This is a genomic window from Williamsia sp. DF01-3 (assembly GCF_023051145.1).
Lineage (GTDB): Bacteria > Actinomycetota > Actinomycetes > Mycobacteriales > Mycobacteriaceae > Williamsia.
Genome location: NZ_JALKFS010000005.1, coordinates 878670 through 901899, shown reverse-complemented (window position 1 = coordinate 901899; position 23230 = coordinate 878670). Strand labels below are relative to the sequence as shown.

21 protein-coding genes and 1 pseudogene are annotated in these 23230 nt (G+C 63.0%); 18 read left to right on the top strand and 4 right to left on the bottom strand.

Translation table 11 applies throughout. The features are described from left to right. Positions 1-64: 64 nt before the first annotated feature. From MVA47_RS06205 to MVA47_RS06180, 6 genes and pseudogenes are all read left to right on the top strand, one after another. Positions 65-1014, top strand: a pseudogene (locus MVA47_RS06205) (enoyl-CoA hydratase). Next, entirely contained in the window at positions 1014-2189 is a 1176-nt protein-coding gene (locus MVA47_RS06200) for an acyl-CoA dehydrogenase family protein (protein ID WP_062795013.1), read from the top strand. Before MVA47_RS06205 ends, MVA47_RS06200 begins: the two are co-directional and overlap by 1 nt. Beyond that, a complete protein-coding gene (locus MVA47_RS06195) occupies positions 2190-3164 on the top strand; it encodes an acyl-CoA dehydrogenase (protein WP_247207121.1) in 975 nt (324 codons plus the stop codon). Continuing rightward, a complete protein-coding gene (locus MVA47_RS06190) occupies positions 3161-4258 on the top strand; it encodes an acyl-CoA dehydrogenase family protein (protein WP_062795011.1) in 1098 nt (365 codons plus the stop codon). The genes MVA47_RS06195 and MVA47_RS06190 overlap by 4 nt, the downstream gene beginning before the upstream one ends. A 158-nt stretch (positions 4259-4416) precedes the next feature. Continuing rightward, the gene (locus MVA47_RS06185) at positions 4417-5625 is read left to right on the top strand and encodes a CoA transferase (protein WP_247207120.1); all 1209 of its coding nucleotides are present in this window, start codon (positions 4417-4419) and stop codon (positions 5623-5625) included. After that, positions 5619-6968, top strand: coding sequence for an amidohydrolase family protein (locus tag MVA47_RS06180; RefSeq protein WP_247207119.1), 1350 nt, complete (start codon positions 5619-5621; stop codon positions 6966-6968). Before MVA47_RS06185 ends, MVA47_RS06180 begins: the two co-directional genes overlap by 7 nt. A 26-nt stretch (positions 6969-6994) precedes the next feature. On the opposite strand, the gene MVA47_RS06175 is transcribed toward MVA47_RS06180, so the two are convergent. Then, positions 6995-8005, bottom strand: a complete 1011-nt coding sequence (locus tag MVA47_RS06175) for an enoyl-CoA hydratase/isomerase family protein (RefSeq protein ID WP_374474128.1) — start codon at positions 8003-8005, stop codon at positions 6995-6997. A 934-nt stretch (positions 8006-8939) separates the two neighbouring features. Between MVA47_RS06175 and MVA47_RS06170 the strand changes: the two genes are divergently transcribed. The 6 genes from MVA47_RS06170 (at position 8940) to MVA47_RS06145 (ending at position 11912) form a co-directional block, all read left to right on the top strand. Beyond that, a complete protein-coding gene (locus MVA47_RS06170) occupies positions 8940-9746 on the top strand; it encodes an SDR family oxidoreductase (RefSeq protein WP_247210623.1) in 807 nt (268 codons plus the stop codon). After that, entirely contained in the window at positions 9638-10162 is a 525-nt protein-coding gene (locus MVA47_RS06165) for a hypothetical protein (protein WP_247211085.1), read from the top strand. Before MVA47_RS06170 ends, MVA47_RS06165 begins: the two co-directional genes overlap by 109 nt. Further along, positions 10123-10428 carry a hypothetical protein gene (locus tag MVA47_RS06160; RefSeq protein ID WP_247207117.1) on the top strand — a complete coding sequence of 102 codons (306 nt, stop codon included), beginning with the start codon at positions 10123-10125 and terminating at the stop codon, positions 10426-10428. The genes MVA47_RS06165 and MVA47_RS06160 overlap by 40 nt, the downstream gene beginning before the upstream one ends. Positions 10429-10455: 27 nt before the next feature. Then, a complete protein-coding gene (locus tag MVA47_RS06155; RefSeq protein WP_247207116.1) occupies positions 10456-10977 on the top strand; it encodes a DoxX family protein in 522 nt (173 codons plus the stop codon). 140 nt (positions 10978-11117) lie between these two features. Next, positions 11118-11429, top strand: a complete 312-nt coding sequence (locus tag MVA47_RS06150; RefSeq protein WP_247207115.1) for an amidohydrolase family protein — start codon at positions 11118-11120, stop codon at positions 11427-11429. A gap of 291 nt (positions 11430-11720) precedes the next feature. After that, positions 11721-11912 carry a hypothetical protein gene (locus MVA47_RS06145; RefSeq protein ID WP_247207114.1) on the top strand — a complete coding sequence of 64 codons (192 nt, stop codon included), beginning with the start codon at positions 11721-11723 and terminating at the stop codon, positions 11910-11912. A 406-nt stretch (positions 11913-12318) separates the two neighbouring features. On the opposite strand, the gene MVA47_RS06140 is transcribed toward MVA47_RS06145, so the two are convergent. After that, a complete protein-coding gene (locus tag MVA47_RS06140) occupies positions 12319-13005 on the bottom strand; it encodes a TetR/AcrR family transcriptional regulator (RefSeq protein ID WP_247207113.1) in 687 nt (228 codons plus the stop codon). 151 nt (positions 13006-13156) lie between these two features. Here MVA47_RS06140 and MVA47_RS06135 point away from each other — a divergent pair, with 151 nt between their 5' ends. Both MVA47_RS06135 and MVA47_RS06130 read left to right on the top strand, forming a co-directional pair. Continuing rightward, a complete protein-coding gene (locus tag MVA47_RS06135; protein WP_247207112.1) occupies positions 13157-14512 on the top strand; it encodes a phosphotransferase family protein in 1356 nt (451 codons plus the stop codon). Positions 14513-15157: 645 nt separating this feature from the next. Beyond that, positions 15158-16417 (top strand): ABC transporter substrate-binding protein, encoded by a 1260-nt coding sequence (locus tag MVA47_RS06130; RefSeq protein ID WP_247207111.1) that lies wholly within the window; start codon positions 15158-15160, stop codon positions 16415-16417. 290 nt (positions 16418-16707) lie between these two features. Here the strand turns inward: MVA47_RS06130 and MVA47_RS06125 are convergent, their stop codons facing one another. Further along, positions 16708-17499: a spirocyclase AveC family protein gene (locus MVA47_RS06125; RefSeq protein ID WP_247207110.1), complete on the bottom strand. Its 792-nt coding sequence runs from the start codon at positions 17497-17499 to the stop codon at positions 16708-16710. A 1032-nt stretch (positions 17500-18531) separates the two neighbouring features. Further along, complete coding sequence (locus MVA47_RS06120) at positions 18532-19179, bottom strand: TetR/AcrR family transcriptional regulator (protein ID WP_247207109.1); 648 nt, start codon at positions 19177-19179, stop codon at positions 18532-18534. 176 nt (positions 19180-19355) lie between these two features. Here MVA47_RS06120 and MVA47_RS06115 point away from each other — a divergent pair, with 176 nt between their 5' ends. The 4 genes from MVA47_RS06115 to MVA47_RS06100 are packed head-to-tail and all read left to right on the top strand — an operon-like array spanning position 19356 to position 23212. After that, a complete protein-coding gene (locus MVA47_RS06115) occupies positions 19356-20582 on the top strand; it encodes a cytochrome P450 (RefSeq protein ID WP_247207108.1) in 1227 nt (408 codons plus the stop codon). A 33-nt stretch (positions 20583-20615) separates the two neighbouring features. Continuing rightward, entirely contained in the window at positions 20616-20813 is a 198-nt protein-coding gene (locus MVA47_RS06110) for a ferredoxin (RefSeq protein WP_247207107.1), read from the top strand. Between the two features lie 34 nt (positions 20814-20847). Beyond that, the gene (locus tag MVA47_RS06105; protein ID WP_247207106.1) at positions 20848-21702 is read left to right on the top strand and encodes an NAD(P)-dependent oxidoreductase; all 855 of its coding nucleotides are present in this window, start codon (positions 20848-20850) and stop codon (positions 21700-21702) included. A gap of 28 nt (positions 21703-21730) precedes the next feature. Beyond that, positions 21731-23212, top strand: a complete 1482-nt coding sequence (locus MVA47_RS06100; protein ID WP_247207105.1) for an aldehyde dehydrogenase family protein — start codon at positions 21731-21733, stop codon at positions 23210-23212. Positions 23213-23230: the final 18 nt, after the last annotated feature.

The window sequence follows — 23230 nt, the reverse complement described above, 5'->3', positions numbered from 1 at the left end:
CCGGCACTCGTGGTGGAAGTTCCTGACCGAATCGCCCTCGCAGAGTGACCACGCCGGCCACCGCATGACCGACTCGCCAACGCCATTTACCAACCAAGCACTTGCTAGGTATGGTGTCGAGGTGACTATCCCGAGCCCTCTCACCGCTTCCGAGCTTGGCGTCGACACCACCCCGGTGGCGTACGAGACCGTGGGCGCCGTCGCGTACGTGACGTTGAACCGTCCCGACTATCGCAACGCGCAGAACTCGGTCATGACGTACTCCCTCGACGCGGCGTTCGTGCGCGCCGTCAACGATGCCGACGTCAAGGTCATCGTCCTGCGTGCAGCGGGCAAACACTTCTCCGCCGGTCACGACATCGGCACGCCGGAACGCGACTTCCACGTCGAGTACCCGAACACCGCCACCTTGTACTGGGACCACACCGACCGCACCGGCGGTGACCAGCGCCTGGCCCGCGAAGTCGAGGTGTACATGGGGATGTGCCGCCGCTGGCGGGAGATCCCCAAACCCGTGATCGCACAGGTGCACGGTGCCTGCATCGCCGGCGGCATGATGCTGGCCTGGATCTGCGACTTCATCGTCGCCTCGGACGACGCGTTCTTCTCCGACCCGGTCGCTCGGATGGGCATCCCCGGGGTCGAGTACTTCGCCCACGCATTTGTGCTCGGCCCACGCCGTGCCAAGGAGATCCTCTTCACCGGCCAGCGGTTCGGAGCCAAGGAAGCTCTCGACTGGGGCATGGTCAACCACGTTGTCCCCCGCGACGAACTGGCCGCGAAGGTCGACGAGATCGCCGGGAACATCGCCGAGATGCCGCAGCTGGGACTCGCGTTGTGCAAAAGGCCGTCAACATCTGTGAAGACCAGATGGGCATGCGAAACGCGATGGACTCGGTCTTCGGCTGGCACCACTTCGCACACAGCGCCAATGCCGAAGCACCCGAGGGTGACCCCTTGGGCGGCATGGACGCCAAGTCGATGAAGTCCAGCGCTACCAAGCAGGAGTCCTGATGGATCTGCTCTTCGACGACGCGGCGAACACCTTTCGCGACGAGGTCCGGGGCTGGCTGTCCGAGAACGTTCCGGAAAAGCCGCTGCGGTCCATGGACAGCGCCGAAGGCTTCGAACAGCACCGACAGTGGGAGGCCACCATGGCCGATGCCCGCATGTCGGTGGTCAGCTGGCCCGAAGAGTTCGGTGGTCGCGACGCACCGCTGCTGCACTGGCTGATCTTCGAAGAAGAGTATTACCGCAGCGGGGCTCCGGGCCGGGTCAGCCAGAACGGCATCTTTCTTTTGGCACCAACGCTTTTCGAACATGCTCACCCTGATCAGCTGACACGGATCATGCCGCGGATGGCACGGGCCGACGACATCTGGGGTCAGGCGTGGAGCGAACCCGAGGCCGGCAGCGACCTCGCGTCGCTGCGATCCACCGCAACTCGTACCGAAGGCGGCTGGCTGCTCAACGGTCAGAAGACCTGGAGCTCACGATCGAGCTTCGCGGACTGGGGTTTCGGCCTGTTCCGTTCCGACCCCGACTCGGTTCGGCACCGCGGGATCACCTACTTCATGTTCGATCTGCGCGCAGAGGGTGTCACCGTCCGGCCCATCAATCAGCTCGACGGCGAGCCAGGATTCGCAGAGCTGTTCCTGGAGAACGTCTTTGTTCCCGACGATCCCGATCAGCCCGGCGAGTCCGGAGTGATCGGCGAGGTGAACAACGGCTGGAAGGTGGCCATGAGCACCGCGGCCAACGAACGTGGACTCTCCCTCCGCTCCCCCGGCCGTTTCCTTGCCACCACCGATCGGCTGCTGAACCTGTGGCGTGACACCGCACCCGAGCTGCGCGCCGGGCTCGGCGACCGCGTGGCCGATGCGTGGATCGGTGCCCGCGCGTATGAGCTGTCCACGTTTGCCACCGTCAGCAGACTGGCAGAGGGCGGACAGCTGGGCATGGAGTCCTCGATCAACAAGGTGTTCTGGTCACAGTGGGACATCGCAACCCACGAGACAGCGTTGGATCTGTTGGGCCCGGAATCCGAAGTTGCGCTTCGGCACCCGTCCGGCGACTGGACCGATGGGTACCTGTTCTCACTGTCGGGGCCGATTTATGCCGGTACCAACGAGATCCAGCGAAACGTGATTGCCGAACGACTGCTCGGACTTCCGCGAGGGGACCGCTAGATGAGATTTCTGCTGGAAGACGAGCATCGCGATCTCGCGTCGTCGATCGACGCCATGCTCGCCAAGAGTGATGTGCCCGCGGTGATTCGCGCGTGGAACACCGGGGACCTCGAACCAGGGCGCAAGGTGTGGTCGAGGCTGGCCGAGACCGGCGTCAACGCACTGCTGATCTCCGACGACAACGGCGGCATGGGCGCCGGCGCCGTCGAGATGGTCGTCGCGGTCGAGACACTCGGCCGTTACGGAGTGCCCGGGCCCGTTGCCGAAACTGTTGCTGCAGTACCGGTTCTGCTTGCCGACGCCGCAGTGACCGAACCGTTGGCCGCATTGGCAGAAGGTGCACTGGCCACGCTGGCTTTGCCTCCCGAGGTTCCTTTCGCAGTCGATGTGGAAGTCGCCGAACAGACCTATCTCGTCGACGGCTCGACATTGAGCACCGGGGTGGGTACGGGCCCGCGCCCGTCGGTGGATCTGGCCCGCACGCTCTCGGTAGTGCAGGCCGGCGAACGGCTGGCCAATGTAGATGCCTCCCGCGCATTCGACTTCGGTGCCCTGGCGACGGCGGCGCAGCTCATCGGCCTCGCGCAGACCATGCTCACCCTCACCAGCGAGTACGCGAAAACGCGGAAGCAGTTCGGCAGGGAAATCGGTTCATTCCAGGCTGTCAAACACCATCTCGCCGATGTGGCCATCGCCGTCGAGATGGCACGGCCACTCGTGCACGGAGCAGCACTCACCCTGGAAGGACAAGTACCCGAACCACAATTCGCCTCGCGCGATGTGTCAGCGGCGAAAGTTGCCGCGGGAGAGGCCGCCTACCTCGCCTCCCGGGTCGGCCTTCAGGTGCTCGGCGCCATCGGGTACACCCAGGAGCACGATCTGTCGCTGTTCCTGACGAAGACACGAGCCCTGCTGTCGGCATGGGGTACGCCGGCCGTCCACCGGTCCCGCGTCCTGGAGTCGATCAGCGCATGAGCATCTACTCCCCCGGAATCGACACCGAAGAGCAGTCCGCGCTTCGTGATTCGGTTGCTGCGCTGCTACGCCGCAGTGGCGACTCCGCAAGCGTGCGAGCGGCGATGTCGTCGGAGAACAGGCACGACCAGGCTCTGTGGTCCACCCTGTGCGAACAGATCGGCGTCGCCGCACTGGCGATCCCGGAGCAGTTCGACGGTGTCGGCGCCACGCTCACCGAAACCCATGTGGTCCTCGAAGAACTGGGCAAACACCTCTCCCCGGTTCCGATGCTCGGTTCCGCGGTTCTCGCCACGCAGGCCCTGCTCCTCAGCAGAGACGACGAGGCCTGCGCGCGTACCCTTCCTGACCTGGCATCGGGCGAGAAGGTGGCCGCACTGTGCTGGGCAGGCGAATCGGGCTGGAACGAACCCGGAGTGGAGGCGAGCAGCGGGATTCTCTCCGGTACCAGCCACTACGTACTCGACGGCGAGTATGCCGACGTGTTGCTGGTCCTGGCCCGCTCGGGTGAGCACGTCACGCTGCATCAGGTGGATGCGAACGCCGACGGCATCACTCGAGTAGCCCGTCCCACCATGGACCCCACGCGGCCGCTGACAACCGTCACCTTCGAGGATGTCGATGCCATCGCCATCCCCACGGCCGAGAATCTGGTGGACAACCTCCGAGCGACCGCATTCGTCGCGATCAGCGCCGAACAGGTGGGCGCAGCTCGCGCAGCGCTCGACCTGACCGTCGAATACACCAAGTCGCGCAAACAGTTCGGGCGGGTCATCGGCTCATTCCAGGCACTCAAGCACCGGATGGCCGACATGTACGCACTCACCGAGACCGCGCATTCCATCTCCTACGCAGCCGTCGACGCACTCGTCAACGGAACCGACGAAGCGCTCGCGCTCGCCGACGCTGCCCGGGTGTACTGCTCGGACGCGTTCAACCACATTGCCGCCGAGACCATTCAGCTCCATGGCGGAATCGGCATCACGTGGGAGCACGACGCGCATCTGTACTTCAAGCGCGCACATGGGACCGCTCAGCTGATCGGTCAGCCGCACCATTCGCTGGGACGACTGGCACAAGCGGCCGGCCTCTAGGGGCTTCCACCAGACCCGATCGGTGTCGCCGACGGCTCTCGGTGCCGCCTCGTCGGTTACCGAAACGTGCGCGTGATCGCGGCCGGTCAGCGGCGTGAGCGCACGACATCGAGCACCGGTTCGTGCGCCCGTCGCCGGCACCTGACACATTTGATGTCATGGCGCGAGAAGTCCGGTCGGGAAGCGACGTGCAGACGTTTGTGCGGCGATGGGCGCAGAGCGGCATGGCCTACCTGACCGGCGATCCTGAAACCCCTGACTACTCCCGAGCGCAGATCCTGGAGCGGGCCGATACCGTCGCCGCGATGTTCGGCGCGGATGCCGGCGAGCTGTTGACGGGCCGGGCGGCACTCATGGGCACATCCCGCGCTGGCCACCAGGCTGCAGGTGGCGGCACGCGCCTGATTCGGTGCCGCGACACATGGGTGGCGATCACTCTGTCGCGCGCGGGCGACATCGACTCACTCCCCGCGCTGCTCGAATCAGCCGATCCGATCGAGGACCCGTGGGATGTGCTGAACGAGACGCTTCCTGACCTGTCTGCCGATCAGATCGTTGATCGTGCCCAGATGCTCGAGATCCCGGCCGCCGTGCTGGGGTCGGTGACCACCGACCCAGTCGAGATCACCAGGGCGTGGCCGGCACGTCCGGCCCCCGATTTCTCGGATCTGTTGGTGGTGGACCTGTCTGCCATGTGGGCCGGACCGCTGTGTGGCCATCTCCTGCAGAAGCTCGGCGCCACCGTGATCAAGGTGGAGAGCCCGCACCGGCCGGACGGGGCCAGAGCCGGCAACCGCGACTTCTTCGCGTGGATGAACGGCCACAAACTCTTGTACACATCAGAACTGAGTCACCACGCTGTCGGACTCACCGGCTTGCTCGACGTCGCGGACGTGGTCATCGAGGCCTCCCGCCCTCGCGCGCTCGAACAGGCCGGTCTCGATGCGCCGACGAGATCGCCCCGGGACGGGCGTGTGTGGGTGCGGATCACCGGCTACGGCCGGGCTGCCGGGATGACCAACCGCGTCGCCTTCGGCGATGACGCCGCTGTCGCCGGTGGTCTCGTCGGACGCGGTAGGCGTGGCCCGGTGTTCTGCGGCGACGCGATCGCCGACCCGCTCACGGGCCTGGAGGCTGCGGGGGCGGTACTTTCATCTCTGGCTCGCGGTGGCGGTGAGATCATCGATGTGGCGATGGCCGCAGTGGCTGCCGAGTACGCGGCCCTCCCGACAGTCGAGGGGACCAAGCCCGCCGGTATCGATATCTCGCCGCCGGCTCTCCCGCAGTTCTCCGATCCTGTCTTTGAAAGGATCGACGAAACAACGGTTCTCGACATCGTCGCCGAGCGTCGGGGCCGGGCATGCTGATCACCGGCGCACGCCGCATCACCGGTGAACCCATTGCGGTTCGTATCGCCGGCGGCCGATTGGCAGACGTGGCCTTCGAGTTGTCGGCGACCGGTGACGAACCGGTGCTCGATGCCGGAGGTGGCACGCTGCTGCCCGGACTACACGATCATCATGTGCACGCCAGGGCCGCGGTGGCTGCGATGCAGTCGGTGAAAGTCGGCCCGCCACATGTGACGACGCCTCGGCAGCTGGCCGAGACACTCCAGCGATGTGCACCTCGCACCGACGGCTGGATACGTGCGGTCGGATATCACGACAGCGTCGCCGGCGAGCTGGACCGCCACCGCCTCGACGAGTTGTTCGTCGGTGCACCGGTGAGAATCCAACACCGCAGCGGCGCCCTGTGGATCGTGAACACACCTGGCCTGATCGCTCTCGGTCGGCCGGATCACCCCACCGGCCGGTTCTTTCGACAGGACTCCGAGTTCGCGGCGACCACAGTCGGCGAATCGATGGATTTTAGCCCCCTCGGCTCTGCGCTGGCAGCGTTCGGCGTCACAGGGATCACCGAGGCCACACCGAATCTCGGTGCCGCCGATCTCGAGGCCCTCGACGCCGCCGTGCACACGGGGCAACTCCCACAGCGAGTGATGGTGCTCTCACGCGCTGAGGGACAGCGCTTTTCGCGGCTCGAGTTCGGGCCGATCAAACGGATCCTCGACGACAGCTCGCTCGACCTCGACGAACTGACGCTGTGGGTGGCCCGCCAACACTCAAGCGCTCACGCGGTGGCTCTGCACTGCGTGACAGTCGTGCAACTCGTCGTCGCACTCACCGCCCTACGAACTGCAGGTGTACGTACGGGCGATCGGATCGAGCACGCGGCGATGGTGCCAGGCGACATGCTCGACGATCTGGCCGGTCTCGGAATCACCGTGGTCACACAACCCAATTTCGTCGCCGAACGGGGCGAAGAATACGTCCTCGACGTACCCGCCGCCGAGCAGCACGAGTTGTGGAGGGTCGCAAGCCTGTATCGAGCGGGTGTGCCGATCGCGGGAAGTACCGATGCGCCCTTCGGCGAGCTCGATCCGTGGGCGGCCATGCGCGCAGCCAGAGACCGTCTCACCACATCAGGAACTCTCCTCTCCCCCGACGAACGTGTCTCCGCGGCAACAGCACTGGCGATGTTCCTCGGCGATCCACACACGCCGGCACGACCACGCGACCTGGTCGCGGGAGAACGCGCCGATCTATGCCTCATGTCCGCCGGACCCGACGCCGTACTGGCCGAACTCTCCGCCGAACTGGTCGCGGCCACGGTCATCGACGGACACATCCGTCACAGCATCGACCTATGACAGAGGTACCGGCCGAGAACTCTCCCTCACTCCCTCACCTCATCGACCAAGCCCCATCGCCGCGCGGTGGCCGCGTCGATCCGGCGCCCGGTCAGGACCAAATATGCGGTACGCCAACGCCCGATCCGCCGAGGAATGCTCACCGTGCCACCGGCACCCGGAACCAAACCGAGGTCCAACTCCGGTAGGCCGAACACCGTATCCGGATGCGCGGCAACAACACCGCAGTAGGCCGCCATCTCCATCCCACTCCCCAGAACAGCGCCATGAACATCAGCCCGGCAACCCGCTCCCAATCGACGAGTCAGAGCATCCAAGAGCAATGCCGGGCTGTGCCGCGTACGAGCGAGGTGCGCGTCGGCCGGATCGGAGAACATTCCGAACTCCGAGAGGTCACCACCGCTGCAAAAAGAGCGGCCCCGGCCACTCAACCTCACCGACTCGACCGAAGGGTCCGCCAGCGCCACCGTCAAACCATCGATCAACCCAGCGCGCAGCGCATTGCTGAACGCGTTATGACGATCCGGGCGATTGAAGGTGATGTCCATGCCTGAACCATTGCGAGACAACACCACCGCATCACCCTGCTCGTGACGACGCCGCGGACCCTGGGCCGCGAGCCACCCACCGAACTCGGCCCCGGCCTGCAAGGTCGAGTAGGCCAGCGACTCGGTGATCAAACCACCGGCGGTGCTACCGGCGGCCGACCCCGCCCGCAAAACGTCATCGCAGATGGCCGCCGCGACCGGCCGCGCCGCAACCCTGTCGGACAACAACGCGATGGTCTCGTCGATGTCCGAGACCTGCACCACCCGTCGATCATCAGACGCAGTGTCGGTCACAGTGAACGTACTCAGATCGAGCCACCGGTCCGCGCTGTCGCAGCGCGGGACGCCACCCCGGCACACACCCACCACCACACCAGGCAGCGACCACTCGACCACCGTGGGGCCAGCCCGATCGGCGAGATCGACAATAGTCAAGAAAGTCACTCGCTGATCCCTTCGATGACCATGGCGCGCTGGTAACCAAAACATTTCTACACCGCACACTAGTGTCATCCGCGCGGCCGACGGGTTGTCGCCGCGACTGGCAGCCCAGCGCGCCAAACCTGTGCCACCCAATCTTCAGACTGCGGCGTACTGCCAATTAGAAACAAGTCGCACGGGATTGTTCACCCGAGATGAAGAGGCGGCTCAGATCTCTTCACATGGGTGAGCTACGTTGCTTCGTAACCACCGATCTCGGTGATTATTCTTCGTCCCCCGCTAACTGGTTTAAGCAACAACTGCTCCCTCAAATCGGGTGTCTCGCGATGCACTCGAGCCGACGTAGTTACCGATTATCGGCTCGGTTCGCGATGACCTTCCGCTCTTCAGATGGAAGTAACACCAGGTGAAGCCGGTTGCCCAGGTCAGACCGGTCGACAACCGGCCGTTCAGACCCCTCAGACCACCACATCCAAGATTTTCGCCCCACATTTGCCCCATGACGGATGCCCATATGCCCCATGGATGGCGCTCGCCGGACTGACAAGTGGGTACGTGTGTCACGTCGACTCGGTTTTGATTGCTCCGACCGGCTCCGAACGGCCAGCCCCTATACCGGGGATATGGTGGATACCTGGACGAGTATTGGCAATTCCCATACTCCGCCAGATATGCCCCGGTATCGTAGTTGACGCGCTGCGTCTGCCCGGCAGCACGGGGCGCCGCCACCGGTCGTCGAGAGTTTTCAACGCTGTCGGATCAGACTTGATCCGGCATTGGTGAAAGCCATTTGGGGGCTCTTGACCTTCCCAAACTCCGGTGTCAAGGAACGATCGCGTGGCACCGGAAGCGGGAGGTTCCGTGAATTGTTTCCGGATTGGGCTTCGTTGACAAAGCAACTGGGAGTGGGCGCGCGCCACGGTAGTTGGTCGAGGGTGGTCTCGAACTGTAACGGATTCAGTCCCGGGTGAATCTGAACTCGATGTCATGCGGCCTGCTTGTGCGTCGGACGACAAACAGGCAGTCGACCCGTTCGATAGTTCGAGCTGATGGGCGTCGTCCATCGGGTGACGGCATTGCGCCGCTGCTCATCGAACAGGGCTCGGGTCACATCCTCAACGCGGCGTCCGCCGGCGGCTTGATGCCGTTGCCGACCATCACGCCCTACAACGCGACGATGCCCGCGGCGGTGGGACTGACCGAAACCCTCAATGTCGAACTGCGCGCGGTGCCCCCTTCCCCCTCCCCCGTGTGGGCGCGTCGGTGTCGTGTCCGGGCCGTCTGGCCACCGGTCTCGGCACGAACTCCCGGGCTCTCGAGTCGTCGGCCGGCGCTGCGGCGACCGGCAATCCGCAAGCATCGCCGGATCGGACCTCGACCCGGGCGAATTGGCAGAAGTGACCTCTACCGGCATCGAAGCAGAGGCTGTGCATATCGTGGCCGGCGACGGCGTCGCGCCAGGGGCTCGAGCGCGGCTCGATTCTGTACTGAACGATCTGACTCCGGACGAGCAACTCTGAAGCAGAGGCGGAACAGACAGCCATCCGGCGTACAGAGCGGAGATGACATCGTGGCCGAACCTGTCGATCGTGTCCGGGTCGGCGCGGTCGTGGAATCGTACGATCGCAAGCTCGCCCCCTCGGTCGGCCTCAGACGCGAACGTCGCCGCCAACTTCTCCGGTGTTCCGATCACTGGCATACCCCAACCCGATTCGGGCATCCGCCTGCCGTTCGCTCGGCGGCTTTGGCGCAGTATCGCTTGTCGCCGACAACACCCAGTTCATCGTGATTCCCCGCGCCGAGAACAACGTGCGTCTGTACGTTGGACAAAGTGTGGACTATCCGGAACCGCTGGAGGGTCCGTCGACGATCTCAGAGTTCCTCGAGTCCTACCGGACCTCGATCTTCCCCGATCACGATGAATTGGCCGAGTCTACGCCGATCGGGCCCTGCGCGACCTTTCCGATGAACGATGCGTGGACCGACACACCAGTCGTGCCCGGAGGAGCCGTGATCGGCGATGCCGCTGGATGGAGCAACCCGGTCACCGCGCAAGGACTCAGCATCACCCTTCGTGATGCGCGGGTGCTGTCAGAACCATTGCTGGACAACGTCTCGTGGACCCCGAGACACTATCGACATACACCGTGGAACGGAGCGCTCGCGTGGCTCGGCTGCGTTTCGTCAGCGCCCTCACCGATCTGACCGCGGGCTTCGGCTTGCCCGACCGAGCAATACGTCGACCGCGCATCCTGGGTCTGTTCGGACAACGCCCCGAGGTCGGACTGGCGCTCACGTCGGTCCACTCCGGACCATGGAGCGTCGAGGCGGAGGCGTACTCCCCGGATATCCTGCGCGACGCTCGCGCTCACGTGGCGGTACTACTTCTCGGAATTGAGGTGCTCAGTCGTACCGCGGTTCGTGACTCTCGGCCAAACGTGTTGAGATCTATCGAAACGGATATGTTGTGAGCAACACAATTTGCGAAAGGTTTTCACATGACACTCGCGTTCAGGAAGCCGACATCCGATCACACTGCAATTCAGTTGCTGCTGCGCGCAGCGATCGGCGGCACGATGATCGCTCACGGTGTCAAACACGGGCGCAGCATCGACGGCACCGCACGTTGGTTTGGAACCATCGGCTTCAAGCAACCCAAACTGCAGGCTCAGGCCTCCGCAGTCGTTGAGGTCGGCTCAGGAATCGCAATAGTCGCTGGGGCCGGGACTCCCCTGGCCTGCGCCGCCGTCGTCGGGACAATGACGGTTGCCGCCCGCTCGGTCCACCTCCCCAACGGTTTCTTCATCACCTCCGAAGGGTGGGAGTACGTCGCCAACCTGTCGGTGGCGGCGATAACACTCGCCGCGATCGGACCGGGGCGCTTCAGCCTTGACCGCGCCTTCGGACTCGACAGCAAATTCACTGCGAGCCAACAGGCCGGGCTAGCAGCAGGTCTCGGCCTCTCCGCCGCGGTCGCACAGTTGATCACTTTTCATCGACCAGCGAAGTGTGATGATTGATCCCGACCGCCGTGCCCGGTGTAGTTACTCTTGACGGATAGGGCTTAGGTGTTGCAGCCCTTCGAGACGGTTGGGTGGTGCGCTGAACGATCCGGTTAGGGGTTGACCTCGAGGACATCCCGGCGATCGAGCTTCCGCGATTGTGGCGGCTCGCCAGTCTGCAGCGAGCCGGTGTCGCAGTCGCCGGAGGCACCGATGCGCTATTCGGCGACCTCGACCCCTGGGAATGTATGCGCGCGGCCGGCGACCGGATCTCACGATCAAGCACCGAACTCTCGCCGTCCGAACGGGTCTCGGCCCGCGCAGCGCTCGACTTGTTCCTCGGCGAACCCCACGCCCCCACCCGGTTCCGGACACTGACAGCCGGCGCTCGCGCCGACCTGACCCTGCTGGGCGCGAGCCCCAACGTCGTCCTCGATGAACTCACCGCAAACTGGTCTCCGCCACCGTGATCGGCGGCGTGATCTACTCAAACGGCTGACCATAGAACCCCTGCTCAAGCGGCGATGTCGTCGATCAAACCCCAATCAAGCGCGGGTTTCGGCGTCGCTCCGCTGACCACTGAACACCAAAAGCGTTGCGCCACCAGCCGGTTCGGCCCGGAACGCTCACGGTTCCGCCGGACCCGGGGATCAATCCTAAACTCAGCTCGAGCAAGCCGAAGACGGTGTCGGGATGGGCACTGACCCAGTGACCGACAGCGACGCGCCGTCCCGGTCCAACAACACCGAATCCTCCTGGCGATGGACCTCACGCGGACCCTGCCCAGCAAGCCACTCCGCAAACTCCGGACCGACCCGCAACGTCGAATACGCCTACGATTCGGCAACCACACCGCCAAGCGTGCCCGCGCGACCGACCCCGGCACGCAAGACGTCATCACACACCGCCGCCGCAACCGGCTCTCGACAGACACCGACCACCACACCAGGTAGTGGGTCGACGGGTACCGAAACCTTAGGCGTGTCCAGGTAATCGACCACTCTCATATACCTAGGCACCACCGTTTCGATCGCTCGACGCGCGGAAGCGACCACGAGGTGAAGCAGTGACGGACTGGCCACAGGACGACCACGGCTGCGTAGTGGATCGATCCTATCGGCTTGTTCTCCCGACCAGGCTCAGGTGCCATCAGCCCTCGAGATTCCTCAGGACTCCCCGAGACACTGCCCGACCACGCCTGCCGCTTCTGCGCGGGGTGCCTTGATACCGATGACCGCAACCTCAACATCGTCACCGTCGTCATTGAAGCGCACGTCTAGCCTGACAGCACTTCCGAGACTGTCGGCGCGTCCGGTCCATGCGAGCCCATTCGCCCGACGGAGACACCTTCGCGACACACTATTCGCCGGCGGCATCACGTGAATGGGCGTTGGGTCCTGCCTCTGTCGATTGTCCTGTCCCGCTGTCCTGCTCGCCTGCGCGCAGAGCCGGCGGCACGAGTGATGGCGCCAAAAATCTGTGCAGAGTCAGCCTCAGGTCCGCCGGCGGTTCGGAGGTGACCGACAAGGCCACTCGCACGATCCAGCGGATGATTTCGTCCACCGGAACATCCGAACGCACCTCACCTCCGTCGACCGCAGCTGTGACAGGGCCGGTCAGTCCGGCCTGGATCGCACGATCCCAGGCCTCCGACGCGGCCGCCGCGCTCACGGTGGGGCCAACTCCGTCGCGTCCGAGCAGCAACGACGCGAACTCGGACGCCTCCACCAACTCCAGTCCTTCGGCGATCGCATCGATGAGGCCCGGAATCATCGGGCGGCGCCGCAGATGGTGGGAGACTTTGCCGTATATCGCCGCACTCTCGCGCGCGAATGCGGCGACAAACAGCGGGTCGCGACCCGGAAAGTATTCGTACACCGTGGACCGATGCACGCCGGCCTCGCGCGCAACATCCTGCACGGTGGTCTTTGCCGTCCCGAATCGGCGGACACAACGCTCGACGGCATCGAGGATCTGGCTTCGGGCCTCGTGCGCATCTGTCGGCGGCGATCCACGCCATCGTCGAGGAGCACTGTCGGCGGGCACCTACCGAGTTTGTCACGAAAACACCTATCCTGCATCCGACACCTTATGTAGAGTGTCGGATACGTGAGCTCCACGGACCATTCGCCAACCCGTAGAGACGGCCGCGGCACGAGATCGACCTGACAACTGTGATGAAAGAGGTTCCGCGCGAATGCAAACCACTGGCCACAACGAGACCGTTCCCACCGACGACGACGTCGAGAAGTGGCTCACCGAGACTCTCGGTGAGGTCACATTCCTCAGTCGTCAGGCGCGGTGGCGGCCAGTGTGGTTTGCCGATGTGGAGCGCGATGGAACAGTGCTCGAACTGTGTATTCGTGGAGAGCGTGTCGACAGTGCTTCTGCCTTTCCTCTCGAGCACGAGATGAAGTTTCAGTCCGTACTGCAGGACGCGGACATCCCGGTACCCAAGGTGTACGGGTGGTCTTCGGAACCCAAGTTCTACGCGATGGATCGAGTCACAGGAGAGGCCGACTTCGCCAGATCGACCGACGCCGAGCGCCGTGCGGTGGTCGAGGAGTACGTGGGGATCCTGGCTAGAATCCATGCTCTCGACGTCGACAGGTTCTCCGATGTCGGTATCACTCGCGCGGGCAATCCCTCTGATTCCAGCAGGCCAGGAATCAAGGCGTTCGGCGACTCGTACCGAGCATCGAAGGTGCGACCCGATCCACTCATGGAGTGGGGGCTTGCGTGGTTCGATCGCAATCCTCTGGACAGCAAGGGTCGCGAGACTGCGGTCGTCTGGGATTCCGGGCAGTTCATGCACAGCGACGGCAAGATCAACGCAATCATCGACGTCGAGCTGGGTCACGTCGGCGACCCGATGATGGACCTCGCTGCGTGGCGGGCTCGCGACACCGTGATGAATTACGGGAAGTTCGATGAGCTCTACCGGCGGTACGAAGAGCAAGGTGGCCAGCCGGTAGATCTGGATGCGATCGAGTACTACAACATGGCATTCAGCCTCACCAACCAGTTAGCCTTCCACAAGGCATTGGCGGAGCCACCCCTGGGGTCGGCGTACATGACAAACCTGCAGTGGTGCGCCGAGACAAACGTCATGATGGTCGAGGCCTTCGCCGATGCCTGGGAAATCAGTCTGGAAGCACTTGCCACTCCTACGAACGGGCAGTCGCCTGCACGTGAAGCATACGCACATCTGGTGGCATCACTACGCCACTTTCCCGCAGGCGATGAGCAGAGCAAATACGAAGCACGCCTCGCCTTTCGGCTCGCCCGCCACCTGCAGCGGGTCAACGAGATCGGCCCCATCCTGGATCAGGCGAACCTCGATGATCTCGAGCAGCTGCTCGGTTCACGACCGGCGTCACCGCAAGCGGGCGATGCCGCCCTCGAGGAGTTTGTCCTGAAGAATGACGGAGCACACGACAAGGAATTGCTGCATCTGTTCAACCGCCATTGTCAGCGGGCTCAAATGCTGCTCGGCCCCGCCGGTTCAGCGATGGTCACCCATCACAAACCCCAGCCTTTCACACACCACTGATCGTTGGGCTCATAGCGCAGACCCAATCCTGGGTATTGACCAACCAACGGGCTGTAAAGGGGCCCACCTTGCCGGTGCTGGCTCGATTAGAGTTCGAGACAACTTCGTTGACCGCCAACGACTTTGGTCGAACTGCCCACTGGCGGGTTCCTATCGGGCCCGCCGCGGCGCCAACGAAGGCGGCAACCGGGCTCCTTGTGCGAGTCCTCAGACCTTCTACCTGGTGGCCTGATTGCACTGCGCTGTAACATGTCTCGGTGATTCGATGGTCTTGCGGGAGTCGGTGGCTTTCGGTTCCGCAAGTGCGCCAATAGACCGTGGACCGCTTGCGCCACCAAAGACCGGCATCGATACGACGGCCTCAGAGCCACGACGAGTGACGTGATCCGCCCTCCTTCGAGGGCCAGCTCAATCCGTCTAATGAAACGGTGTTTTGTACTTTTTCAAAACGCCGCACGATCTTTGGGTGTTGACCTATTCTCGGCTTGACTCAACCTCCACCCAGGACAGGATCATCCCCGAGACGGAGTCATCAGTGAGTCGGTGATGACCCCATATCCCTCTGCCCACAACAAGACTCCGTTCGGGCCAGCTCTCGAACGCTTGTCACAATCCCCGATCGTCGGGTCCAACACAAGGAGAAGTATGAAAAGTCAACGACGTCGAACGCGTATCGCGTCCGCGCTCTGTGCCGGGGTTCTCGTTGTCGGTCTTGCTGCGTGCAGTTCCTCCGACGACGGCGGTTCTGCTGAAGCAACCGCAGACGAGTCGGCTCTGGGGGCTCCCAACAAGGCCACCGGTACCCCCGTCACCTTCGGGTTCATCGGGGAGGGCGCCGGACAGACCATCAACTCGGTCGATGAGACCAAGGGCGCGATCGCAGCTATCAATTATGCGAACGAATACCTCGGCGGACTGGGTGGGCACCCGATCACATTGAAGGTCTGTGAATCGCTCGGTGTACCAACCGGTGCCACCGACTGTGCGAGCCAAATGGTTGCGGCGAAGGTCTCAGCGGTACTGGGCGGATCCAATGGTCAGGCCGACCAAGTGATTTCAGTCCTGGCCCCGGCCGGAATCCCCATGATCAATCATACTCAGTCGACCCAGGCCGGGCTGACGACGCCCGGGATCTTCTCGATGTTCAACGGGCTGTCCTACTTCGGTGGTCCGGCGGGCTGGGCTGCCGACGAAGGTATCAAGAGTGTTGACCAGATTGTCATTGCGGTGCCAGCCGCGGAAGGCGCCGCCAAGATCGGTGAGACACTGTTCAAGAACGCAGGATTGAGCGTCACCACGACTTCAATCGCGCCCGGTGTTGCCGACATGACCCCACAGATCACCAGTGCTGCCAACGACAATCCCGGACTGTACCACATCAACGGGTCGGCCGACTTCTGCACGAGTGCGATCAAGGCGGTCAAGACTGTTGATCCTGACGCGAAGATGTCCATTATCGAGCGGTGCATCGCTGCGGGTAACGCCGCCTCGATCCCAGGTGGTTACGAGGGGCTGAAGGTTGCGGTCTCGGCTGATCTGGACACGACAACGCCAGACGGCAAACTGTTCTCGGCGATCATCGCCAAATACGGTGATGGTGCCGATATTTCGTCGATGACATCGGCCGGTTACGCTCCTGCGCTCGGCACCGTCAACGCTCTCAATGCAGCGAACATCACCGATACGTCCCCTGCGGGCGTGCTGGCAGCGTTGAAAACCGCGCCTCCGACCGAATACCCGAACAGCGGAGGGATATTGTTCCAGTGCAACAGCAAGCCGATCGCGTTTGCTCCGAACATCTGCAGCGCTGACGGCATCCTCGCCACTGCGGACAAGGACGGGAACCTGTCCGACTATCAGAAGATCGCGGCTGATCCAGCGCTCTACAAGATGCCGGGCAGTTAGCCGCGAGCACGACGAGTCGGCACCGTGGCCATGTGCATCCGCAACCGCGGATGCACATGGCCACTCTTGGGTTTCGGATCATCACGGGACTTGTTGGCACCTGACTCCCTCGGACACAGGGGAGCGCGCAACTCGAGTGCCCTGGTGTCGCCACCGCCTCTCCGCGGGCAATCAGCGCGGTGACCCTTCTTGCGAGCTCGGTTTCGTAACCAGGTTGCCGGGCCATCCGGATTCACGTGTGATCTGGGCACATCGTGCTGATCGGTCCACCTCACGACAACTCGTCATCACTATGGGTTGGGTACCCATGGGTTGTCGGGGAAGAACAAGATTCGGGCGATCACCAGAGGCAGCGTCAGGAACACCCCGTAAAGAATGTTCATCCCGATGATCCACGCGACAATCTGGTGAGCGCGCTGTTTCCATCCGGTGATCACCGGCCGAACACCCAGTACCCTTTCGAACCAGGGGCGCCCGTCTGCGTCTCGACGATCGAGGCTGACGACAACAGCAACGGCGAACAGCGACAGCGAAATACCCTGATAGATGAGTTGCAGGCCACCCTTGTCGGTGTGGATAGTCGGTCCGATCGATTCCAGATACTGAAACCAGTTCGTCACGTAAGACACGCCGTCAGCGGTGACAAAGTTCCACAGCATGAACGGTATGAACACCGTGATCACAAGGGCAAGAACGTAGTTCACGGACGAGTAGCTGCGTCGGAACCAGCGGAACAGCGTGAGTACCGCCGCGAACCCGCCTGCATAGAACCAGCCGTAACCTGCCAGGACATAGACCGGCTTGTTCGGCGTCGTGTATGGTGACGCGCCCCAAGGCAATTGGGCCAGATCAGGGTTGTAATACAGGTAGGCGCCCCAGTCGGCGTAGAACTCCTGCCACCACATGGTGAAGCAGCCGATGAAGAGCAGAGCCGCGAGGTCAGGTTGACCGTTCTTTCGCCAGCGGTAGAGCAACAAGCCCGCCACGCCGACAAACGCGATCCACCCGCCGATCTCCACCAGCCACGGGGCGTTCGATGGCGGAAGAGGCCCTCCCGCTAGACGATCGGTGCTTTCACTCAACAACGCCGCTCCCCACAAACATAGGTCGGAAAAATGATGTAAATGTTAAACTCATTACATCTACGGTGATTGTGGGATCTTTCACAACTTCGCGATGCGAGTGACGTGCCGGCCTCTCCACATCACCTGATCGCAGCTTCAGTTTCGGCGCCTGACGCCTCGCATTCCTGCCCAGATAGTTGACCCCACCCAGTTAGCCCAACCGAATGACTGAAAGCACTGCCACAGCCTAGTAGCACGGGCACCTATCCCCCGACCGGACTGACGTATATCTACTATTTGGCGTCAGCTCCGCACGATGACTTTACGCTTTCGTTTGTAAGTAACTCCATGGGAGCCAGTTGCGAAGGTCGAACCGGTCTACACCCAGCCTTCCAGCCCCCTCGGACCGCCCTTCCAAGAAGCCCCCCACCATACTTTCCTCATGGCGGGTGCCCAACTGCCCTACGGATGGCGTCCGCCGGTCTAGGCAGTGGCTCCGAGCGTCACGTCGACTCGATTTCGGTTGCTCCGACCGGCTTTGTAGTCGAGAGTTTCCAGTGAACGCGTCCCCGGTTCCTCAGTGACATTGACCCATCAAGGCCAGAGCATTGAGCTGACGAAAGGTATCTCGTCGGCGTGATCAGCTGTTCCTCGTCGGATTTCGCCACCACCGCGAGATCGCAACTCAAACTGGAGTGCTCACCCCGCGAAGATCTCCGCGGCGGGATCGCAGAAGCCTACGCAGCTGGCAACGGCGACTATCTCCCCGTGCAGCGGCCGCGTTCGGCGGCTCCTACGGCGGTCTGGCCATCGCCGCAGCCACACCCGTAGCACCGGCACCGACTACAACGATTCGCCTCGCCGCCAGCCCAGTCCAATTCAACAAAACACCCCTGCGAGTACACCGCGCCCCCACCCACCGCGAACACACCGACACCGTCCTGACCGATCTCGGCCTCACCGAAGAACAAATCATCGACCTCAAATCAAATCCGCTGTGCTGTACCAGATCTGATATTGGCAAGGCGGCGGGGCCATTCCCGTCGGGCGTCATCTCCCCGGCGGGCGTCGTGGTTCCAGAGACGGAATCACAAAGGCGCGCATCAATCCTTCGTCACCGCCGTCATCGATGTGACCTGGCTCGGCGATGAAGCTGAACACACAACGGATCACCCAGCGGGCCAACGTTTCGACCGGAAGATCATCGCGGACTTCGCCCGCGCGCATTGCCTCGACCATTCGTCCCTCGAGCTGGGATGTCACCGCTTCTCGCCACAATTCAGATGCTTCAGCCGCTCGGTAGGTCCCAGCAACTTCTTCATCATCGACGAGGAGCCGAATAATCGATGACGAGCGAGCCGCGTTCATCCCCGCAATCCACGCCCGCACGAGCTTCTCGAGAAATGGCCCTTCCGAGTCGAACTCGGGGTCGGCCGCCTTCAGCACACCGGCGGTGGCCCGCACAAAGCATGCCGCCAACATCGCATCCTTGTTCGGGAAGTAGGTGTAAACGGTGGTGCGGTGCACGCCTGCCATGCTTGCGATGTTGCTCATCGACGTACGGCGGGGTCCGCGCGCGGCGTAACATGCCTCCGCCGCGTCCAGCAGTCGTTCTCGTGCCTCGGCCTCCCCTGCCGGCGTATCCGCACCCCATGCGGGCGCTCTTGACGACACGCCGTCGGCGATCGAATCAGTCATATGTTTGCACCTTTGACCCGTTGACGTGTCCAACGATGTGATCTAGTCTGTTGTACATACTACATCTTTGCAGAATTGTAGTTCAGCCCTGAATGTGGTTCCCGATCGCCGCCGCCCGCTCTCGCGGTCCCGTCGCTTGCGATCTGCGGGAGCCGCCAACCGAGCAAAGGATGCCAATGACGATCGAACAATCCGCCTGCCCGTTCACCGGCGCTACCCTGGACCATCATTCGCCGGAGTTCCGCGCGGACCCGTATGCAATCTTCAAAGAGTTGCGCGCCGCCTGTCCGATGGCGCGTTCGGACCAATACGGTGGCTTCTGGGCATTTCTGGACTACGACTCCGTCTTCGACGCCGCACGAGATGACGACCTCTTCAACAGCTATCCGTCCGTCGGGGTCCCCGCCAGCGGCATGCCGTACCCGATCTTGCCGATCGAATCCGATCCGCCGCTCACCAAACAACTCAGGGCAATCACACTCAAGCAGTTCTCACCGCAGGTTGCCGAGGAGCTTCGGCCCCAAGTCCGCCAGATGGCCCAAGACATGGTGGACGAATTCATCGAGCGGGGCCACTGTGACATCGTCGCCGAACTGACAACGCCACTGCCAGCCAAGACGATGTTGCACGTCCTCGGCTTCGACGAGACGCGATATCTCGAATGGGTCAAGTGGGTGCACACGGTTGTGCACGACCGCACCCAAGACGAAGACACCGCCGCGGCGGCGGGTATGGAACTGTTCGGTGAGATCGGCAAACACATGCAGGAACGGCGCGAGGGAGCGCTCGGCGACGACCTGTTCGGCCGCATCTTGTCCGGTCAGGTCGACGGGGTACCGCTCGACGACATCCAGATCACGATGTACACGTTCTTGATGATGCTCGGCGGCATGGACACCACGAGCGGACTGACCGGCAATGCCCTGCTGCGGATGATCGAACAACCCGAACTCCGCCAGACACTCATCGACGAACCGGACATGCTCAAGCCCGCCACCGAAGAATTTCTACGGCACTCGAGTCCCACATTGGGCCTGGCTCGCACCGTCTCCCGCGATACGGACTTCCACGGCCAGAACCTACAGGCAGGTGACCGGGCCATCCTGATGTGGGCTGCAGCCAATCACGACCCAGACGTCTTCGAAAGCCCTGAGACCATCGACTTCTGGCGAGACAACAAGCGACACCTGGCCTTTGGTGTCGGACAACATCGATGCCTCGGATCTCACCTGGCCAGAATGATGTTTCAGGAGATGATTTCCGAGATTCTGGAGCGCCTGCCCGATTTCGAACTGGACGGCGAGGCAGAACTGTTCGAGGACGCCGGTGAAGTACACGCGGTACGGCATCTTCCCATCCGCTTCACGCCTGGTGCTCGCCGGGCGGCGACGGCCCCACAGTAGACACGCTTCGCACAACAGGACGGAAAACTACCGGTGACGAGCATCAAACTCGATCAGGCACGGTGCGTCGGTCACGCACTGTGCAGCGCAACAGCCCCTGAGATCTACGATCTCGATGACGACGGTTACTGTCTTCCGCCCCCCGACCACGTGGACGGCGCTGAAGCGCGACAGAGCGCTATTGCCGGCGCCAACGCCTGTCCCGAACGTGCACTGGCGGTCACCGACTAGGCCGCCCTGGCGGCTGCTCGTTCGAAAGGACACCATGACAGACACCATCGGTTTCATCGGGGCCGGCCAACTGGGCGGCCCGATGGTGACCCGCCTACTCGGCGCAGGCCACCGGGTCCTCGTCTTCGCGCGTCGCGACGAGGTCAGGCACCAGCTCCTCGCCCAGGGAGCCGAACTCGCGAAGTCGGTTGCCGACCTCGCCCGCCGAAGCGACGTGCTGATCTCGTGCCTGTTCTCCGATGCCCAGCTCCGAGAATTGGGTTCTGGGGAAGAGGGTTTCATCGCGAATGCTCGGCAAGGTGCGATCTTCGTGTCGCACACGACGGGCACGGTCGCAACCCTTCAAGAACTCGGTGCCGATCCGGCGGCGCCGATCATCCTGGACGCCCCCGTCAGTGGCACCGCGGACGAGATCGCCTCGGGCACGCTCACCGTTCTCATCGGCGGACCCTCAGCGGCAGTCGACCGGGCTTCGGCAGTGCTCAGCGCATATGCCAATCCGATCATCGCGACCGGCGCCCTGGGAACTGCTCTCGACATCAAGCTCATCAACAACGTGCTGTTCGCCGCGAACTCACAACTCGTTGCTGCTGCAACATCATTGGGTGTACAACTCGGTGTCGAGCCCAGAGCTCTCCTGGACGCATTGGCCGTCTGCAGTGGCGGAAGCAGCGCATCCTCGCGTGTACGGCAGGTCGGTGGTCTCGATACCTTCGAGTCGGTTGCATCGCCGTTCCTGCGCAAGGACATCGCCGCGTGCACAACTGCCGCGGCCGAACGCAAGGCGGACCTTGGACTCCTCTGGTCCGTTCTCGCCTCCGGGCCACTCGATCTGATCGCAGAGTCGCCCGATCACCTCGCGGACAAGGTTTTCTCGAAGGACAACTGATGAGCATCACCAAGGAGAGTGCACGGCCATGACAAGTTCCACCACTGCGGGCGTCGAACACGGCGAACCACGGATGCTGATCAACGGCTCACTGTCGGAGGCGGCTTCGGGCGCCCGGTACGACAACATCAACCCCGCCACGGAAGAGGTCATCGGAACCACTGCCGACGCATCTGCTGCCGACATGGACCGAGCGATCGCCGCAGCGCGAACGGCGTTCGACACCACCGACTGGTCCACGAACCACAGCTTCCGGCAGCATTGCCTCGAACAGCTCCACACCGCGCTGAATGAGGAGAAGGAGCAGCTGCGAGCAGAACTCGTCGCCGAGGCCGGAACGCCGGTCTCGGTCACCTATCTCGCTCAGCTCGAGTGGCCGCTCGCTGACGCGTTTGCTCACCCGGCACAGCTGATCAGCGAATTCCCCTGGGAGAGAGATCTTCCGGTCACCGAACTGTTCGGCGGCACCAACAATCGTCGCGTTCACAAAGAGGCCGTCGGCGTGGTGGCCGCCATCACGCCGTGGAATTTCCCGTTCGAGGTGGCCGCGAACAAGATCGCCCCGGCCCTGGCGACCGGCAATACCGTTGTGCTCAAGCCCGCCCCCGACACCCCCTGGAGTGCAACACGAATCGGGCGACTGGTCGCCGAGAAGACAGACATCCCCGATGGCGTGCTCAACGTGGTGACGACGTCGGACAATTCGGTGGCTCAGCAATTGTTGACCGATCCCCGAGTCGACCTGGTGTCGTTCACCGGTTCCACCGGTGTGGGCCGGCTGGTCGCAGAACTGGGCGCTCCGACTCTCAAGCGGACGTTCCTCGAACTCGGCGGCAAGTCGGCCATCGTCGTCCTGGACGACGCCGATTTCGAACCTGCGGTGCAGATGTCGATGGTGGCCGCCATGCATGCCGGTCAGGGTTGTGCACTGCCGAGTCGCTTGCTGGTGCCGCGCAACCGTTATGACGAGGCAGTTGAGCTGGCCACCGCGGTCTTCGGCTCCATCGCCTATGGCGATCCGACCAATCCGGGAACCTTCTCGGGCCCGCAGGCGAACAAGAAACAGCACGAGCGCGTCCTCGGTTACATCGAGAAGGGCAAGCAGGAAGGTGCCCGGGTGACTGTCGGCGGACAACGACCACCGGAACTCGAACGCGGATACTTCGTCCAACCCACGGTCTTCGCCGATGTGGACAACTCGATGGCCATCGCCCAGGAAGAAATCTTCGGACCGGTTCTGGCAGTCATCGGTTTCGATGATGACGACGACGCGATCCGCATTGCCAACGACAGCGCATACGGATTGTCCGGCTACCTGTTCGGCACCTCGCCCGAGCGTCTCGACAAGGTGACGCGGGGAATCCGGACCGGCTCACTCAATGTCAACGGTGCGATGTTCTACGGCCCCGACGCTCCGTTCGGCGGTTACAAGCAAAGCGGTTACGGGCGACAGGGCGGCATCGAAGGATTCGAACAGTACCTTCAGACGAAGTCGGTCGGCTTCCGGTGACCACCGGCGTCTGATCAC

Bases quoted from the DNA above. Each gene is read 5' to 3' on its own strand.
- MVA47_RS06130 (WP_247207111.1), top strand. From the start codon at position 15,158: ATGAAAAGTCAACGACGTCGAACGCGTATCGCGTCCGCGCTCTGTGCC.
- MVA47_RS06120 (WP_247207109.1), bottom strand. From the start codon at position 19,179: ATGACTGATTCGATCGCCGACGGCGTGTCGTCAAGAGCGCCCGCATGG.
- MVA47_RS06105 (WP_247207106.1), top strand. From the start codon at position 20,848: ATGACAGACACCATCGGTTTCATCGGGGCCGGCCAACTGGGCGGCCCG.
- MVA47_RS06100 (WP_247207105.1), top strand. From the start codon at position 21,731: ATGACAAGTTCCACCACTGCGGGCGTCGAACACGGCGAACCACGGATG.
- MVA47_RS06195 (WP_247207121.1), top strand. From the start codon at position 2,190: ATGAGATTTCTGCTGGAAGACGAGCATCGCGATCTCGCGTCGTCGATC.
- MVA47_RS06115 (WP_247207108.1), top strand. From the start codon at position 19,356: ATGACGATCGAACAATCCGCCTGCCCGTTCACCGGCGCTACCCTGGAC.
- MVA47_RS06170 (WP_247210623.1), top strand. From the start codon at position 8,940: ATGTCATGCGGCCTGCTTGTGCGTCGGACGACAAACAGGCAGTCGACC.
- MVA47_RS06200 (WP_062795013.1), top strand. From the start codon at position 1,014: ATGGATCTGCTCTTCGACGACGCGGCGAACACCTTTCGCGACGAGGTC.
- MVA47_RS06180 (WP_247207119.1), top strand. From the start codon at position 5,619: ATGCTGATCACCGGCGCACGCCGCATCACCGGTGAACCCATTGCGGTT.
- MVA47_RS06185 (WP_247207120.1), top strand. From the start codon at position 4,417: ATGGCGCGAGAAGTCCGGTCGGGAAGCGACGTGCAGACGTTTGTGCGG.
- MVA47_RS06145 (WP_247207114.1), top strand. From the start codon at position 11,721: ATGGACCTCACGCGGACCCTGCCCAGCAAGCCACTCCGCAAACTCCGG.
- MVA47_RS06155 (WP_247207116.1), top strand. From the start codon at position 10,456: ATGACACTCGCGTTCAGGAAGCCGACATCCGATCACACTGCAATTCAG.
- MVA47_RS06175 (WP_374474128.1), bottom strand. From the start codon at position 8,005: ATGTTTTGGTTACCAGCGCGCCATGGTCATCGAAGGGATCAGCGAGTG.
- MVA47_RS06190 (WP_062795011.1), top strand. From the start codon at position 3,161: ATGAGCATCTACTCCCCCGGAATCGACACCGAAGAGCAGTCCGCGCTT.
- MVA47_RS06135 (WP_247207112.1), top strand. From the start codon at position 13,157: ATGCAAACCACTGGCCACAACGAGACCGTTCCCACCGACGACGACGTC.